Genomic DNA, 16,384 nt, shown 5'->3' with positions numbered 1-16,384 from the left:
TGCAGCGGTGTATGAGAACCGGGTGAAGCTGATTCCGTTGCAGGAAAAGTATCGGTTGCAGCAGCACATTGGTGTGGTGTTTTTGAAGGCCAAGGAGCGCGATCCGAATTTGCTGGCGTTGCTGGCGGAGTGTCGGATGTATGCCAATCGCCAGGTTTGAAACCGAGGCGCGGCCATCGCCAGCAAGCCGGCTCCTACAGGATTGGCGTGCGCCGAAAATGTGGGGGCAACACATAACCCTGTAGGAGCCGGCTTGCTGGCGATGGCGTCATAACATTCGCTACAACTCCCGGACTAACCAACAATCCCGCGAACAATGAAATACAGCAGCGATGGCCCAAGCAAGCACCCAAGCCCGGTGTGGAACGTCGCCGTCAACGCCCCATAAGGCACCAACCGCCGATCCGTCGCCGCCAACCCGGCGGTCACACCGCTGACCGTACCGGCCAACCCGCCAAACACCATCGCCGAGCGCGGGTTATCCAACCCCATCCAGCGCGCCGCCATCGGCGTGCCGACCATCACCAGAATCGCCTTGATCAACCCGGTGGCAATCGACAATGCGACCACATCGGAACTCGCGCCAATCGCCGCGCCAGTCACCGGCCCGACGATGTAAGTCACCGCGCCCGCACCAATGGTGGTCATGCTTATTGCATCGCGATAACCGAACACCCAGGCAATGCTCGCCCCGACAATGAACGGCAACACCGTGCCCAGCAACAGCGCAATCACGCCGATCATCCCGGCCTTTTTTGCTTCGGTGGCCTGCACTTCAAACGCCGTGGCGACGATGGCAAAGTCGCGCAGCATCGCCCCGCCCATCAAACCGATACCCGAGAACAGTGTCAGGTCCGCCAGGCCTTTTTGCCCGCCGGTCATGGTGCCGCCGACCCACGCCAGGACCAGGCCGATGACAATGGCAATCGCCGAGCCATGAATCCGCCCGAACGTCAGGCGTTTCGACAACACCACCGACACCCACATGATCACGCCAACGAACGCGAACGCCGTGACCAGACCGTTAGTTGCCAAGCCTTTCTCGATGACTTCCAACATATCAGCGGCCTCCTACTGGCGTGCCAACGGGCGTGAGTTCCGCAGGTTCATCAGGCAACGGTTCGCCTTTGTGGGTCCGGCTGATCAGAGCAATGGTGCAACCGCAGAGCACCACCGAACCGATGGCCGCGAGCACCGCCACCGGGCCGCCGTGCAACGCGGTCACGACGTTCTGTTGCGCCGCCATCGCCACCACCACCGGAATGTACATGGCGCCCCAGAAGCCGACGCCCATCTCGCAATCCTTGGTCATGCCGCCGCGCTTTTGCATCCACAACCGCGCGCAGATCAGCAGGATCATCGCGATCCCGACCCCGCCCACATTGGATTTGACGCCCAGCAATACGCCCAGCGCATCGCCCAGAATCACCCCTGCCAGCGTACAGATCGCCAACAGAGCCACACCGTAAATAATCATTGTTGTAGTCCTCAAAGTGCATCGTCGAATGTTGTTTTTGTTGTTCGAAGGCCTGAGTCGGAGGTCTAGAGTTGGCGGCTTCCCTCCTCACGTAACAGCGCCTGCAAGGTGTCCAGCCGAGCCCCGTCGAAGGCAATCACGGTGCCCTGCTCGAACACCCGGCGCGCCAGCCCGGTCAGCACCGCACCGGGCGGCAGTTCGATCTGTAGCCGTACGCCGCGCTCGTAGGCGCTTTGTACCGTGCCGCGCCAATCGACGATGCGGCACATGTTGTAAGCCAGGTCTTCGCGCAGGGCTTCGATGTTGATGATTGGCCGCGCGCGACTGCCGCTCAGGTAGCCCACCGTCGGCGCTTTCAATTTCACATTGGCGAAGGCTCCGGCCAGGATTTTCGCCGGCGCATCCAGCAGCGGGCAGTGCGACGGCACGCTGACGGCAAGGCGCTTGGCCAGGCCTGCGCCGCGCCCTTTCGCCAACTCGGCGACGGCCTTCATCGCGCCGTCGCTGCCGGCAATCACCACCTGGTTATCGGCGTTGATGTTGGCCAGGTAAACCGGCGTATCGACGCTGTGAACCTGCGCCAGCAAGCCTTCCACCGTGGATAAATCGAGACCGATGATCGCGGTCATGCCGTAGCCCTGTGGATAAGCCTGCTGCATCAATTCACCGCGCAGGCTGACCAGATGCAGCGCATCGCTGAAGCTCAAGGCACCCGAAACCACGGCGGCCGGATATGCACCAATGGACAAGCCCGCCACGTAATCCGGCGTCATCGATAACTGACGCGAAGCCGCGACACCGGCAATCAACAGGCACAGCTGAACCGCCCGTGTCGATTTCAATGCTTCAGCGCAATCCAGCTGAAATGCGTCTTCGCCAAGCACTTCGCTCGCCTCGATCACCGTCTCGCGAGGCAAACGATGGAGCATGCCCGGCTGCTGCGCGCCCTGGCCGGGGAACACCAACAAACTGCTCACGCTGCTTGCTCCAGCGGGTTCCACGGATCGATCACAAGGCAGGCTCCGCTGGCGTTTTTCAGCAACACCCGACGCGCAGGACCGGCCCATTCACGCAGGGCGACGGCGCCAAGTGGCGTCTGCAATTGCATGTCCACCTGGCACTTGGCGCTGTCCAGAATCTTCAGCAGTTCCTGCGCCTTTAACCGTTCCAGAACCTGCGGCGTACGCAGGATCAAATCCAGATCGCTGCCCTCATGCAAAGCAACAACGCCACTGGCCAATTCAAATCCGGCACTGCCGCTGACGCCCCACACCCAGCCGCAACCATCGAGCAACGGCCGCAATTGGTTGAGGGCCTGCACGGCGGGCAAATCCCGATCGATCGAGACATGACACAGCGCTTCCGGTGTGACCCGACGCTGAACCGCATCGACCGCCATCACCGTCGCATACCGCTGCTCACGCAACCGTCCACGCACACCGACCGCGATAAAACCCGGCGTACTCACCGCACGCCGAACTACCACCGGCTGACCCGCGCTGATCGACTCGATCACCCACGCAGGCGCCTGCGCAGGCAACTGCTCCGGGGTCATCCCCCACAGCAGGTCGTGAGCGAGAAACGTGCTCACCACTGTGCTCTCAGCAGTTGGCGAACCGTGCTCGAAGCGGCGCGGTTGCTCGCGCCCAAACGGCTGCTCAAATCGCGACCGCTTGCGGCAACATCGCCAATCGCCAGATTCAGGCATTCCGTCACTCGCGCCAAATCTGCTGATGTCGGTTGCTCAATCTGGTCCACCGACAAGGTTTCCCACAGCAAACCGAGGCTGGCGTAGCTGTCGATGTCATACGCCATCGGCGGCACACTGGCGGCCAGTGCTTCCAATTCTTCGACACTGCGCAAGGTCACCCGCGCCGCTGACGCCTTGCCCATCGCATGCACCATCACGCCCGGATCACGCAGCGCGATCAATCGATTGGCCTGATACCCATGCGCCAGAAACGCTCCCGACATCGCCTTGCCCACCAGCAAACCAATCACGGCGTGGCCAGCCAACCGGGCGCGGGCATAACTGTCCGCCGCAGCGGCCAGTGCCTGATGAATGCCCAGCGCTTCTTCGCGCCGACCGTAAGCCTGACTCGGCACATCGATGATCGCGATCACGGCGCGCTTATGCGATTTATCAGCGTCAGCCACGATGATTTCATCCACCGCCTTGGCCAATCCCCAACCTTCCAGCAAACCCACTTCACCGTTGCGAGCGCGGACGAAACGGTTGTCGGGATCTGCCACCACCGCGACAAACCGGACCGGTTGTTCGCCCACCACACCATCAGCGACTTTCAGCGACGCGGGCAAACCCACCACCGGTTTCGCGCCTGCACTCAAGGCGTTGAACCAGTTCAAACCTCTCAGGGAATACGAATTCATGAGCGCTCTCCTTGATACAGATCGCGAACCGTCGCGGCATCGATTTGCGGTTCGGCGTCCAGGCGGGCCAGCCGTTGCAGGAACAGATCGGCCTGACGACTGCGTTGTTGTTCCGGCAAGCCTTGTTGCAGCAATTCACTGACCTGCTGCCGGACCTGCGCCACATCGTCAGCGACAAAGCGATCCACCAGACCGCTGGCAAAGCGTTGCTCGCCACCGGTCAGGCTCCAGATGAACGGACGGTCGCGGGAGTCATATTCCTCAAGCCCGGCTTCCTGTTCGATCACCTGTGGGCCGTTCAAGCCAAGCCGTGCTTCCTGAGTCACCAGCAAATAGCTGCACAACCCGGCGGCAATCGACATCCCGCCAAAGCAGCCGACGCTGCCCGCCACCACGCCGATCACCGGTTGGTACTGGCGCAGATCGACAATCGCCGCATGAATGTCGGCAATCGCCGCCAACCCGAGGTTGGCTTCCTGCAACCGTACGCCGCCGGTTTCCAGCAGCAACACGGCGCGGGTTGGAATGCCGTTGCGGTTGTCTTCGGCGGCGAGCTCCAGCGCACCGGCAATCTTCGCTCCGCCGACTTCACCGAGGCTGCCGCCCTGGAAAGCGCCTTCGATGGCAGCGATCACCACCGGCAAACCGCCGAGGCTGCCCTTGGCAATCACCACGCCGTCATCGGCTTGCGGCACCACGCCCTGGCGTGACAGCCACGGCGACATGACGCGTTGAAACGGGTCGAGCAATTCACGGAAGGTGCCGGCGTCGAGCAAGGCTTTTGCCCGGTGTCGGGCGCCGAGTTCGATGAAGCTGTGCTTGTGGAGGATCGCTGCACTGTCAGTCATGGCCGATCTCCTCAAAGCCTTGTTCCAGACGCAAGCGCACCACGCCGGGGGTCGCGCCGAAATCGTGGATATCGATGGCCATTGCCGGTGGTGTCTGGCCGTCGAACATCCGTGCGAACAGATGCTGCCAGCGTTGTTCGGCGCCATTGACCGAGGTCTGCACCTTGATGGTCAGCTTGCCGGCCTGACCCGGTTCGATCAGCACTTCCAGATCGCCCGAACCGACACAACCCACCAGCGTGCGACCGCGTGGCGGCTGCCCGGCGGGGAATTCAAAGGATAAGGTTTCCATCAAAACGCTCCCTGGTTGATGCCGTCAGCCGACGCAATGCGGTCGATGAACAGGCAGGCTGCGAGCAAGTCCGCAGCGCCGCCGGGCGAGGCATTCAACGCGATTAATTGTTCGTCCAGTTCATGCAAGCGCCGGCGACCGGCAAGGCTGGCGCCGCCACCCGCGTCGAGCACTGCCTGGGCGCCGAGTTGCATGGTGTGCAGGCCTTGTTCGCCGGCGCGATAGAGCACGCAGGTGTCACTCAGTTGAGTCATGATCGCCAGCAGCGCATCGAGCCGGGCATTCTGTTCGCCATGACCGGCGGCGCGGCTGCGCTTGAGTTGCGGCAGTGCGCGTTGCAGCACCGAAGGGAAACCGAGTTGGGCTTCTTCACGGGCACCACGCGCGCCATAACGTTGGGCGACTTGCGCGCCGTGGCTCAGAGGACGCGGGGCGAAACGGTCGTCGAGTATCGCCAGTCGGGCGGCGCGCAACGCCACCGTGCTTGCGTGGGTATTCGAGCAGTCCAGCGCGGCGGCAGTGACCAGCAGGCCCAACGCCCAGATCGCGCCCCGATGTGTATTCACACCGTTCGTGGTGGCGAGCATGGTTTGCTCGCCTTCCCGGCCAATCCGCCCAATCGCTTCGCGCAGCGGTACACCGACGTCGCCAAACGCGATGGCCGATTCCGCCATTTCCTTGAAGGCCGGCCACAGCGACAACGCCGAAGCGTGCATCAGCCCGAGGTGCAAATCGGTGTGCGCGCCGTTGCCGCGACGATCCACCAGCGCCGGTTTCGGTGACAGGTCCGCTTCGTCGATCAGCGCGTCCACTGCCAGGTCCGCCAGCCGTTCGGCCAGCGACAGAGGTTTGGGTTGCAGGTTGAATGCGTGCATTACCAGCTCCTGAACTTGGCGGGCGGGTTGTAGAGACCACCGGACCACTCGACCAGATCGGCCACGCTTTTGGCGGCGAGCAATTCGCGAGTGGCGTCGGTGCGCCGGATGCCGAGGTCTTCAGGCAAGGCGATCAAGCCTTCGCGACGCATCCGGGCGGTGTCTTTCGGGTTGTGGCGCAGGCCGATGGCAGTCACCCCAGCGACGGCGGCGATCATCGCCTGACGTTCTTCCAGCGAACGCGCCTTGTACAAATAGGCGATGCCTTCTTCGGTCAGCAGGTGGGTGACGTCGTCGCCGTAAATCATGATCGGCGCCAGCGGCATGCCGCTTTTCTTCGCCACTTCAATCGCGTCGAGGGTTTCGACGAAGGTCGGTTTGCCGCCCTCCTGGAACGTCTCGACCATTTGCACCACGAGTTTTTTACCGCGTTCGAGCAAGGGTTCCGGTGCATCGCCGTGGCGCATGTCGAGCCAGGCCGGCGTGCCGTGACGGCGACCGCGCGGGTCGTGCCCCATGTTCGGTGCCCCGCCGAAACCGGCCAGGCGCCCGCGAGTCACGGTGGAAGAATGGCCGTCGCCATCGACCTGCAGGGTCGCGCCGATGAACAGGTCCACCGCGTATTGCCCGGCCAGTTGGCTGAACATCCGGTTGGAACGCAGCGACCCGTCGCGCCCGGTGAAGAACACGTCCGGCCGCGCAGCGATGTAGTTTTCCATGCCCAGTTCGGTGCCGAAGCAATGCACGCTTTCGACCCAACCGCTTTCGATCGCCGGGATCAAGGTCGGGTGCGGATTGAGCGTCCAGTTGCGGCAGATCTTGCCTTTGAGGCCGAGGGATTCGCCGTAGGTCGGCAGGATCAGTTCGATGGCGGCAGTGTTGAAACCGATGCCGTGGTTCAGCGACTGCACGTTATGTTTTTCGTAGATCCCGCGGATCGCCATCATCGCCATCAGCACGTGCACAGGCTTGATGTGCCGTGGGTCGCGGGTAAACAGCGGCTCGATGTAGAACGGCTTGTCGGCCACCACCACAAAGTCGACCCAGGACGCGGGGATGTCGACACGCGGCAGGTCAGTAACGTCATCGACAAGCTGGTTCACCTGAACGATGACGATGCCGTCGCTGAAGGCCGCTGGTTCGATCAATGCGGGCGTGTCTTCGGTGCTGGGGCCGGTGTAGATGTTGCCGGCGCGGTCGGCCATGAAACCGGCCGAGAGCACGACGTTGGGAATCAGGTCGACCACCAATCGTGCGTAGAGCTCGATGTAGGTGTGGATCGCACCGATTTCCAGCAGGCCGTCTTCCAGCAATTGGCTGATGCGCAGGCTTTGGGTGCCGGCGAAAGAGAAATCGAGCTTGCGGGCGATGCCGCGTTCGAACAGGTCCAGATGCTCGGAGCGCCCGACGCTGGGCATGATCATGTGCAGGTCGTGGAGCCTGGCAGGATCGGCCTTGGCCAGGGAGCGCGAAAGGAAATCCGCCTGTTTCTGGTTGTTGCCCTCCAGCACCACGCGGTCGCCGGGCAGGATAAGTGCCTCCAGCGCGGCCACGATGTTGTCGGTGGGCAGCACCACACCGTCAGCCAGGCCCTTGACCAACGCCAGACGCCGCTGCTTTTCGCTGCGCCGCCGCGTCCATCGCGAGTCGGGGGATATTGTTGTTGTCATGACCACTCCACGGGTTCGCTGTCGTGGGAGTCACCTTAGGAGGGTTGGGTGGGGGGTATCAATCAAGCAGAGAGACGGATCGTTACGGTTAGGGTAATGGTCGGCAGGACGGACGCCTTCGCGGGCAAGCCTCGCTCCTACAGGGGTTTTGTGTGCGCCCCGATCCATTGTAGGAGCGAGGCTTGCCCGCGAAGGGGCCAGTCAGACCAGCCCGGCACTCACAAGCAACTCCTCCAGCGCCAGCAAGTCAGGCACTTTGGCCACTTGATCGCCCACCTGCACCGCCGCCTGTTCCAGCGCACACAACGGCACATCCACATAGCTGAGCTGGCTGTCGAGCTTGTAAGAGCGAGGAATCCCCTGCACCAGCAAGGCAATGAACTTCAGCTCAGGCCGCCCGCCCAGCGCATTGAGAATCACAATCCGCGCCCGCTCGCCAATGACGATTTTATCGCCACACGTCGATTCAAAACTGAGCAACGGAATCTGCCGCTCCCGCCAGCTCACCCGCCCCAGGTACCACGGCGGCGTATCGAGATCGAACGCCCCCGGCTGATAGTCAATCAACTCCGCAACCGCGACGTTGGGCAAAATCAGGTTGCGGTCAGCCAGGGGTAGCAGCAGCCCGGTGAGGTTGCTGGTGCGATGCTCAAGCATGGGTTTTGCTCCACAGGGCGATGCTTTCGAGCAGCACCGATTCCTGGTACGGCTTGCCGAGGTAGTCGTTGACGCCGATGGCCATGGCGCGGTCGCGGTGTTTCTGGCCGGTGCGCGAGGTGATCATGATGATCGGCAGGTGTTGCAGTCGCTCGTCGGCGCGCACCTGGGTGGCGACTTCGAAACCGTCCATGCGCGGCATTTCGATGTCCAGCAGCATCAGGTCCGGCATGTGGTCTTCGAGCAGCAGCATGGCATCGACGCCGTCCTTGGCCGTCAGTACGTTCATGCCGTGGCGTTCGAGTAAACGACTGGTGACCTTGCGCACGGTGACCGAGTCGTCGACCACCATCACCAGCAAGGGCTTGTGCGGCTCGGGTTCAGGGTCTTGAAGCAGCCGTCGTTGCGGCACCTGCGCCTGCATCGCGCGGATCGGCGCCAGCAGATCGAGAATCAGCACCACGCGGCCATCGCCCAGAATCGTCGCCCCGGACAAACCCTGCACGGCCGCAAATTGCGGGCCGAGGCTTTTCACCACAATCTCGCGGGTGCCGGCCATGGCATCGACTTGCACGGCGATGTGGCGCTCGTTGCATTGCACCAGCAACACCGGCAACGGCAGGCTCTGGCCCAGCAGTTTCGGGCGTGTACTGGTTTTCAGCAGTTCACCGAGGTAACACAGTTCATAGTGCTGCCCGGCGTATTTGTAAGTCGGCGGATCGAGCCGGTAATGCCCTTCGAGTTCGTTGGGCAGCACGCGCACAATGCCGTCGATGGTGTTCAGCGGGATCGCATATTGATCCTCACCGCACTGCACCATCAGCGCCCGGTTGACCGACACGGTGAACGGCAGGCGAATGCGGAAATGCACGCCCTGCCCCGCCACAGAGTCGATGCTCATCGTGCCGCCGAGTTGCCGGACTTCTTCATGAACCACGTCCATGCCCACGCCGCGCCCGGAAATCTGGGTGATTTTTTCGGCCGTGGAGAACCCCGGTTGCAGGATGAACTGCAGCACGTCGCGGTCGCTGATGTCGCTGTCGGCGGCGAGCAACCCGCGCTTGACTGCCTTGCGCCGCACCGCGTCCAGCGGCACGCCGGCGCCGTCGTCGCGGATGTCGAAAATGATGTCGCCGCCCTCGCGGGACAGATCGAGGGTGATCCGCCCTTGCGCCGGTTTTCCGGCCGCGATGCGCACGTCTGCGGATTCGAGACCATGGTCCACCGCGTTGCGCAGCATGTGTTCCAGCGGCGCGGCCATGCGTTCGAGGACGTTGCGGTCCATCTCGCCTTCGGCGTTGCCGACCACGAACTCCACCTCCTTGCCCAGCTCGCTGGATACTTGGCGGACGATGCGCTTCAAGCGCGGCAACATCCGCTCGAACGGCACCATGCGCGAGCGCATCAGGCCTTCCTGCAATTCGGTGTTGATGCGGCCTTGCTGTTGCAGCAGGTTCTCCGCGTCCTGATTGCGTCGGTCGAGGGTTTCCTTGAGGTCGAGCAAGTCAGAGGCGGATTCGAACAGCGCCCGCGACAGCTGCTGCAACTGCGAGTGACGGTCCATTTCCAGCGGGTCGAATTCTTCGTAGCCCGAGCGTTCGGCGTCGACTTGCTGGCGGCTGAGAATCCTGCCCTGGGTTTCGGTATCGAGCCGGCGCAATTGATCGCGCATGCGCTCAATGGTGGTTTCCATTTCGTTCAGCGCCACGCGTGCATCGTTGACCTGCTGTTCGATGCGGCCACGGAAGATCGAAGTTTCCCCGGCCAGGTTAACCAGGTCGTCGAGCAGCTCTGCCGAGACCTTGACCATGTCGGCACCGGTATCGGCTTGTGGCGCAAGCGGCTCGACCTTGGGTGCAACCGGTGTGGCAACGGGTGTTTCCGGCACTTCCGGATGGCTGAAATTCCTGATCGCGTCGATCAGCCGATCCGCTGGTGGCAATGGTTGACCGGCGCGGGTCGCGTCGAGCATCTGCGCCAGTCGGTCATGGCTGCTTTGCAACAGCCCGAACAACGCAGCGGTCGGTTTCAACACGCCGGCGGACAAGCCTTCGTAGAGAAATTCCAGCTCATGGGCGAGGTCGCCGATCGGGCCGATTTCCACCATCCGCGCACCGCCCTTGAGGGTGTGCAGATCGCGCAGCAGGGTTTCCATTTCCTGACGATTGGCAGGTTCGGCCTGCCAACGAACCAGCGCAGCGCCGGAGTTTTCGATGATGTCGAAACCTTCCTCGAGGAAGATCTCCAGCAACTCCGGATCATGCCCCGGCGAGTCCTCGGCCCGCACAGGCTCGACGACTTCTGGCGCACTGGCGTTGCCTCGGCGGAACTGGCGAATGGCTTCGATCAGCTCACCCGGATCACCCAGTGGCTTGTGGTGCTGTAATTGCTCAAGCAGTTGCGCCAGTCGGTCATGGCTCTGCTGCAACAGCTGCGCCAGGGTTTCGTTGTGGCTGTAACGGCGATCGACAAGCCCTTCGTAAAGGCTTTCCAGCTCATGGGCGAGGCCTGCGACCGGCTCGACTTCGGCCATCCGCGCACCGCCCTTGAGCGTGTGCAGATCTCGCTGCAACGACAACAACGGCGCGGCGTTGTCCGGGTCTTTCAACCAGCGCTGCAAGGCCTGACCGGCGCTTTCGAGGATGTCCACCGCCTCTTCGAGGAAGATCGAAACGATCTCGTCGTCCAGATCCGCTACGCGGTCAACTGTAGGAGCCGGCTTGCCGGCGATGGGCTCGAAGGCGCCGCGGTTTTCCAAGGAAAACGCGTCATCGTTAACGTCCATCGCCGGCAAGCCGGCTCCTACAGGGGTTTGTGCCAGTTCGGCGGTGGCGCTGCTTAGTTCTCGAATGCTCAGGGTGCGGCTGCCGTCGCTGCGAATCAGGCCCATGGCCGATGGGTCGAGGCTCTCATCGAGCAAGCCGCGCAAGGCCCGGATGCGCTCCGGTTGCGGGCTGACTTCCTGACCGGCCGCGAGTTCGTCGAGCATGTTGATCAGCGCTTCGTGGGCACTTTGCGCCTCATGGAAAAACGCCTCGCTGACCGCCAGGCTGCTTTCTTCCACGGCGCCGTAGAGATCAAGCAAAGCTTCACAGAGCTCATCCACCGGATGCAGATCGGCCAGGTGCGCGCCTTCGCCGAGGGTGGTCAATTCATCCAACAGCGCGCTGAGCTCCTGACGTTCACCGGGGTGCTGCTGCCAACGCTGCAACAGGCTTTCGGCGTCCAGCAGGATGTCCATGCCCTGGGCCAGGAAATTGTTGATCAACTGCGGATCGCGCTTGGTTCTGAGCGCCATGCTCGGCGTGCTCAACAGGGCTTCCAGGCGTTCAGCCAGCAGCGCCTGGGTTCTTTCGATCAACGAACGGGCCCCGGGAATCTCGGCCAACGGATCGACCTTGAGCTGTCGCAGCCCGACGCGGAACACGCCTTCGGCCTCCAGCAGCAGTTCGACTTCGTCGAGGTCCAGCGCGATCAGGTGCGCCTTGTATTCACGGGCCAGTTTGTCCAGCGGCGTCGCCAGCTCGGCAATCGGCAACACGCCGGCCATCGACGCGCTGCCTTTGAGCGTGTGCAAGGCACGTTGCAGTTCGTCGCTGGCCTGCAACGGCACATGTTCGGCGGCCTGATCGAGGAAGCGGTTGAGGCTGGCCAGATGGGTTTCGGCTTCGTTGCGGAAGATCTCCAGCAATAACGGATCGAGGGCGGCGACATCCTGCACGTCCTCATCGGCCAACGGCTTGTCACCCTTGGCGAGTGCGTGGGCGCGGGCGGCCAATTGGTCGACGTCGTTGCGCTGACGCTGAGCATTGCCGGCAAATTCAGCCACCAGTTCCGGCAGCAGGTTCAGCACATCGCCGAGCAATTGCTGCACCGCCGGCCCTGGTTCAACGCTGCGCTCCAGCACGCGATTGAGCAGGTTTTCCACGGCCCACGCCAGCTCACCCAGCACCAACGCGCGCACCATCCGGCCACTGCCTTTGAGGGTGTGAAAAGCTCGGCGCAGTTCGCCCAGGGTCGATTCGCTCTCGGGGTTGGCCGCCCAGCGCGGCAAGTATTCCCGGAGGATTTCCAGGACCTCGTCGGTTTCTTCGAGGAAGACTTCGCGCAGTTCATCGTCCACCGGCTCTTCACCCGGAGGCGGTGGCAACAGGCTGCCCGGCGTATTCAGGGCGGGCGGATTGACCGCCGACACCGGGTTGGCGAGGACATCGGCCAGGGTCTGGACGACGTCGGGATCGTCCAGTTCCTGCTGGTCCTGCATCACCTGCGCCTCACTCGGGCTTAGCACTTCATCCAGCACAGGGACATTGTGTTCGCTGGGGAAAAAGCCGAGCGCTGCCAGGCTCTTTTCCGCAACGTCGAGCAATTGTTCACCGGACGCTTCAGCGTCGTCGCTCAGGCGTTCAAGGTAATACTCGATGCTGGTGATGACGTCGGCCAAGCTATCCAGCGCCTGCCAGCCAGGCTGGTCCGGGTCCAGCAGCAGATGTTCGCGGATAAAGTGGTTGCAGGCGTCGATCAGGCTCGCCGCACGGCTCAGCGGGATCATCGCCAGCGCGCCGCGCACCTGGGTGAGCAAGGCCGGCAACGGTTGCAAATGCTGGCGGTCCCAGTCGGCGTCGATGTAGTCGACGATCATGTCCTTGGCCTGTTGCAGGCAGATGCGTGCTTCCTTGATCACGATCTGGTGGATCTGCGTCAGGTCGGTGGTCGGCAGGCGGCTGTCTTCCTGGCTCTCCGGCTCGACCGTGCCGACCATCCCGGCGAGTGTCGCCTCGACGTAGAGCAAGGCGCCGGCGACATCCATCAGGATCGCGTCGTTGGGTTCGCGTTGCCCCTGAGCGAGGCTCAACACCACCGCAAGCTGATCGATGATGACCTTGCGCGGCTGGCCGAAACCGAGCACCGCCAGGGTGTCGGCGATTTGCCGCAAGGGTGCCAGCAAGCTATCGAGGTCTGAGGCATGCTGGCGGTCGCTGCGCACGAACAGGTCGAGGCGTTCCTTGACCCGCACCAGTTCTTCGCACAGCGCGGCCAGCACCGAGCGCATGGCATCACGGTCCGGGCCGGCCAGCCGCGCCCGTTCTTCGTCGACCATCGCGCTGTCAGGCAGCGCATCGTCCAGTCCATAGCGATCTTTCATGGTCAGCATCTGCCCGGTGGGGTGTTCGGCTTTGGCGATGTAAAACAGCAAACTCTTGAGCAACTCCGGCGGCGCCGGCTGATTGATCGCGGACATGCCCTGCTCAAGCAGGCGCTTGAGTTCTTTGTCGGCGTCCTTGAACAGGCTGCGCAGGGCCGGGCTGTTGGCGATCGAGCCGCCGCGCATGCCTTCGACCAGCGCCGAGGCAACGTGCCACAACGGGCTCAGCGGCGCATTCCCGCACAGCCCTTCTAGGCGTAAAAATACGGTGCTCAGGTAACCGAGATGGGTGTCGTCATCCTGTTCGCGCAGCAACCCGACCAGGGCCATCTGCAACATCTGGCGCAATTTGCGCAGCACGTTCGGCAGGTCCGCCGGCTCCAGCAACGCCAGCGCCTCGTCATCCAGTGGCGGCAAGTCCGGTAATTGCGGGGTGAACAGGCTGGTTTCCGATAACAGGCTTTCGCCACGGGCACTGCGCAGGTCGTTGATCAACGGCAACACCACCAGCGGCAGGTCGCGGCGCGCGCCTTGTACGCGGTCGAGATAGATCGGCAGCTGACCGATCGCTTGCAGCAACAAGTGGATCGCTTCGTCACGATGAATGACGCGGTTCTGCTGCAAGGCGGCGGTCAGTTGTTCCATTTCTTCGGCGAGCAGGGCCGCGCCGTAGAACTCGACCATCTGCAAACTGCCGTGAACCTGATGGATGCACGCCAGGCATTCACTGAGGGCGTGCGTCGCCTGAGGGTCATCAAGCAACGTTTCAATCGCCTGGTGAGCCACTTTCAGTGTTTCGGCAATCTCGCCTTTGACCCACTCGAGGGCCACATAGTCGTGCCGATCACCCATAACCACTCCGTTCATCGTTCGAACGCCCTCGGGCGCCTCACACTTTATCCACAGTCTGCGCCTTGGCGGCCGGCAAGGTGAAACCGGACACCGAACGTCGCAGCTGGCTGGCCATTTTCGCCAGGTTGCCGATGCTCTCGGCCGTAGCGGTGGAACCGGACGAGGTCTGCGTGGTGATCTGCTGGATCACGTTCATCGTCAGGGAAATCTGCCCGGCCGAAGACGTCTGCTGTTGTGCCGCGTTGGAAATACTCTGGATCAACGCCGCGAGGGTTTTCGACACGCCTTCGATTTCTTCCAGAGCCACACCGGCATCCTGCGCCAGACGCGCGCCACGCACCACTTCGGTGGTGGTCTGCTCCATGGAAATCACCGCTTCATTGGTGTCGGCCTGGATCGCCCGCACCAGGGTTTCGATCTGCCGCGTCGCGGCGGACGAACGCTCGGCCAACCGTTGCACCTCGTCAGCCACCACCGCAAAACCGCGCCCGGCATCACCGGCCATGGAGGCCTGGATCGCGGCGTTGAGTGCAAGGATGTTGGTCTGGTCGGCAATGTCATCGATCAGGCTGACAATGTCGCCGATCTCTTGCGAAGACTCGCCCAGGCGCTTGATGCGCTTGGCGGTGTCCTGGATCTGCTCGCGAATGTTGTCCATGCCGTGGATGGTGTTGTGCACCACCTCGTTGCCCTTGTTGGCGATTTCCACCGAGCGCTCGGCCACCGCCGAGGATTCGGCGGCGTTGGCCGACACCTGATCGATGGACTGCGCCATCTCGTTGATCGCGGTGGAAGCTTCACTGATTTGTTGCGCCTGATGCTCCGAGGCCTGCGCCAGGTGCATGGCAGTGGCCTGGGTTTCCTGCACGGCGGCGGCGACCTGGCCGGCGGTGAGGTTGATTGTTGCCACCAGATCGCGCAGCTGGTCCACGGAATAGTTGATCGAATCGGCGATGGTCCCGGTGAAGTCTTCGGTCACCGAAGCGGTCACGGTCAGGTCGCCGTCGGCCAGGTCTTCGATCTCGTCGAGCAGGCGCATGATCGCGTTCTGGTTGCGCTCGTTCTTCTCGGCGGTTTCGCGCAACTGACGATTGGTTTCGCGCACCATCACCATCCCGATAAGGATGATCGACATCAGCGCCGCCAGACCCAGCACGTAGCCGCCAATGGTGTCTGTATTGCGCCCGCTGGCGAGGTTTTCGAACCCGGAGGCCAGGTGCGAGGCTTCGTCGAGCAGGGTTTGCGACAGGCTGAATATGTTGGTTGCCGATTCGCGGACCTTGAACAGTTCCGGCGAGGTTTCGAGGATTTCATCCACCGAACCCGAGACAAATTCGAACAGCTCGGAAATCTCGATCAAGCGGGCACGGGCATCGTGGTCTTCGACCTGACTGACTTTCAGTGCCGGATTGCCCTGGAGCATGCCCGTGAGCACCAGGCCGAAACGCGCTGCATCGCGGCCGAACGCGTCGGCGGCCTGTTGCGAATTTTCGTCGCCGGACAGCACAGTGTTTACCGCACCGAGGATACGTTCGGCCAACAACGACTGACGCTGGGCCATCGCCACCTGAGCGGCGGGCGCGCCGCGTTGCAGGAGTATTTCGACGACTTTTTCGTACTCGACCTGCAACTGCGGCACGGTTTCAGCGAGGGTGGCGGCGACTTGATGCAGCGACAAAACCGTCTGTTCGCTGGAGAGGATCGCGTCGGTGTTTTTCAGCACGCGCTCCCAATCCAGCTGCACGGCGCGCATTTCCGGGCGCACGGCGGACGGTGCCGGCGGCAGCCCGGTGGAAGGGTCGCCTTTCTTCAGATAGCCCCAGCGCTGGGCAAAATCGTTGCGCGCATCGCTGAGCAACTTGAACGCCGCGGCCTTGCCGGCGGCGGCTTCCGTGGCGTTTTTGGCGATGCGCTGGGACAGCACGCGCAACTCACCGGCGTGGCCGATGTACTGTTTATCGTACGAGGCCTGGGTGTTGAGGTAAGCGAAGTTGGCGAACAGCAGCATGATGAAGACAATCAACGCGATGAACAGCGCGATGATCTGCGAGCGGCTGCGCGATCCTTCTGGCTTGCCTGTTTTAGCTTTTATCATCGGTCCTCGCCTGTACTACCCAATTCACCCAAGCCCCTGTAGGAGCGAGGCTTGCCCGCGAAGCAGGCGAAGCGGTCTTGC

The 16,384-nt window shown here is 62.6% G+C and carries 12 protein-coding genes and 1 pseudogene; 1 reads left to right on the top strand and 12 read right to left on the bottom strand.

All coding sequences use genetic code 11. From position 1 onward, the window contains the following. Positions 1-160, top strand: a pseudogene (locus KGB24_RS16965) (LysR family transcriptional regulator); the annotation flags it as partial. 134 nt (positions 161-294) lie between these two features. Here KGB24_RS16965 and madM read toward each other — a convergent pair. The 12 genes from madM to KGB24_RS16905 form a co-directional block, all read right to left on the bottom strand. Further along, entirely contained in the window at positions 295-1,059 is a 765-nt protein-coding gene (gene madM / locus KGB24_RS16960; RefSeq protein ID WP_008026230.1) for a malonate transporter subunit MadM, read from the bottom strand. 1 nt (position 1,060) lies between these two features. Further along, on the bottom strand, positions 1,061-1,477 hold the full coding sequence (madL, locus tag KGB24_RS16955) for a malonate transporter subunit MadL (RefSeq protein ID WP_008026228.1): 417 nt from the start codon (positions 1,475-1,477) through the stop codon (positions 1,061-1,063). 65 nt (positions 1,478-1,542) lie between these two features. Then, on the bottom strand, positions 1,543-2,454 hold the full coding sequence (mdcH, locus tag KGB24_RS16950; RefSeq protein WP_223414030.1) for a malonate decarboxylase subunit epsilon: 912 nt from the start codon (positions 2,452-2,454) through the stop codon (positions 1,543-1,545). Beyond that, entirely contained in the window at positions 2,451-3,071 is a 621-nt protein-coding gene (locus tag KGB24_RS16945; protein ID WP_223414029.1) for a malonate decarboxylase holo-ACP synthase, read from the bottom strand. Before KGB24_RS16945 ends, mdcH begins: the two co-directional genes overlap by 4 nt. Further along, positions 3,065-3,868: a biotin-independent malonate decarboxylase subunit gamma gene (gene mdcE / locus KGB24_RS16940; RefSeq protein WP_223414028.1), complete on the bottom strand. Its 804-nt coding sequence runs from the start codon at positions 3,866-3,868 to the stop codon at positions 3,065-3,067. Before mdcE ends, KGB24_RS16945 begins: the two co-directional genes overlap by 7 nt. Further along, a complete protein-coding gene (locus KGB24_RS16935; protein WP_223414027.1) occupies positions 3,865-4,716 on the bottom strand; it encodes a biotin-independent malonate decarboxylase subunit beta in 852 nt (283 codons plus the stop codon). Before KGB24_RS16935 ends, mdcE begins: the two co-directional genes overlap by 4 nt. Then, complete coding sequence (locus KGB24_RS16930; protein WP_008026217.1) at positions 4,709-5,008, bottom strand: malonate decarboxylase subunit delta; 300 nt, start codon at positions 5,006-5,008, stop codon at positions 4,709-4,711. The genes KGB24_RS16935 and KGB24_RS16930 overlap by 8 nt, the downstream gene beginning before the upstream one ends. Then, positions 5,008-5,883: a triphosphoribosyl-dephospho-CoA synthase gene (locus KGB24_RS16925; protein WP_223414026.1), complete on the bottom strand. Its 876-nt coding sequence runs from the start codon at positions 5,881-5,883 to the stop codon at positions 5,008-5,010. Before KGB24_RS16925 ends, KGB24_RS16930 begins: the two co-directional genes overlap by 1 nt. After that, complete coding sequence (gene mdcA, locus KGB24_RS16920) at positions 5,883-7,553, bottom strand: malonate decarboxylase subunit alpha (protein WP_008026213.1); 1,671 nt, start codon at positions 7,551-7,553, stop codon at positions 5,883-5,885. The genes KGB24_RS16925 and mdcA overlap by 1 nt, the downstream gene beginning before the upstream one ends. Positions 7,554-7,754: 201 nt before the next feature. After that, entirely contained in the window at positions 7,755-8,210 is a 456-nt protein-coding gene (locus KGB24_RS16915) for a chemotaxis protein CheW (protein WP_223414025.1), read from the bottom strand. After that, positions 8,203-14,208: an Hpt domain-containing protein gene (locus KGB24_RS16910; protein WP_223414024.1), complete on the bottom strand. Its 6,006-nt coding sequence runs from the start codon at positions 14,206-14,208 to the stop codon at positions 8,203-8,205. The genes KGB24_RS16915 and KGB24_RS16910 overlap by 8 nt, the downstream gene beginning before the upstream one ends. Before the next feature lie 37 nt (positions 14,209-14,245). Further along, on the bottom strand, positions 14,246-16,303 hold the full coding sequence (locus KGB24_RS16905) for a methyl-accepting chemotaxis protein (protein ID WP_223414023.1): 2,058 nt from the start codon (positions 16,301-16,303) through the stop codon (positions 14,246-14,248). Positions 16,304-16,384: the final 81 nt, after the last annotated feature.

The sequence above is a fragment of the Pseudomonas sp. BF-RE-25 genome, assembly GCF_019956105.1.
In the GTDB taxonomy this organism is placed as follows: Bacteria; Pseudomonadota; Gammaproteobacteria; order Pseudomonadales; family Pseudomonadaceae; genus Aquipseudomonas; species Aquipseudomonas migulae.
Note: the sequence above shows the minus strand (reverse complement) of the source record. Positions and strands in the feature narration are given on the sequence as shown.

Excerpts from the sequence above, each read along its gene's own strand:
- mdcE (WP_223414028.1), bottom strand. The coding sequence starts at position 3,868 with ATGAATTCGTATTCCCTGAGAGGTTTGAACTGGTTCAACGCCTTGAGT.
- KGB24_RS16935 (WP_223414027.1), bottom strand. The coding sequence starts at position 4,716 with ATGACTGACAGTGCAGCGATCCTCCACAAGCACAGCTTCATCGAACTC.
- KGB24_RS16915 (WP_223414025.1), bottom strand. The coding sequence starts at position 8,210 with ATGCTTGAGCATCGCACCAGCAACCTCACCGGGCTGCTGCTACCCCTG.
- KGB24_RS16930 (WP_008026217.1), bottom strand. The coding sequence starts at position 5,008 with ATGGAAACCTTATCCTTTGAATTCCCCGCCGGGCAGCCGCCACGCGGT.
- mdcA (WP_008026213.1), bottom strand. The coding sequence starts at position 7,553 with ATGACAACAACAATATCCCCCGACTCGCGATGGACGCGGCGGCGCAGC.
- madL (WP_008026228.1), bottom strand. The coding sequence starts at position 1,477 with ATGATTATTTACGGTGTGGCTCTGTTGGCGATCTGTACGCTGGCAGGG.
- KGB24_RS16910 (WP_223414024.1), bottom strand. The coding sequence starts at position 14,208 with ATGGGTGATCGGCACGACTATGTGGCCCTCGAGTGGGTCAAAGGCGAG.
- KGB24_RS16905 (WP_223414023.1), bottom strand. The coding sequence starts at position 16,303 with ATGATAAAAGCTAAAACAGGCAAGCCAGAAGGATCGCGCAGCCGCTCG.
- KGB24_RS16925 (WP_223414026.1), bottom strand. The coding sequence starts at position 5,883 with ATGCACGCATTCAACCTGCAACCCAAACCTCTGTCGCTGGCCGAACGG.
- madM (WP_008026230.1), bottom strand. The coding sequence starts at position 1,059 with ATGTTGGAAGTCATCGAGAAAGGCTTGGCAACTAACGGTCTGGTCACG.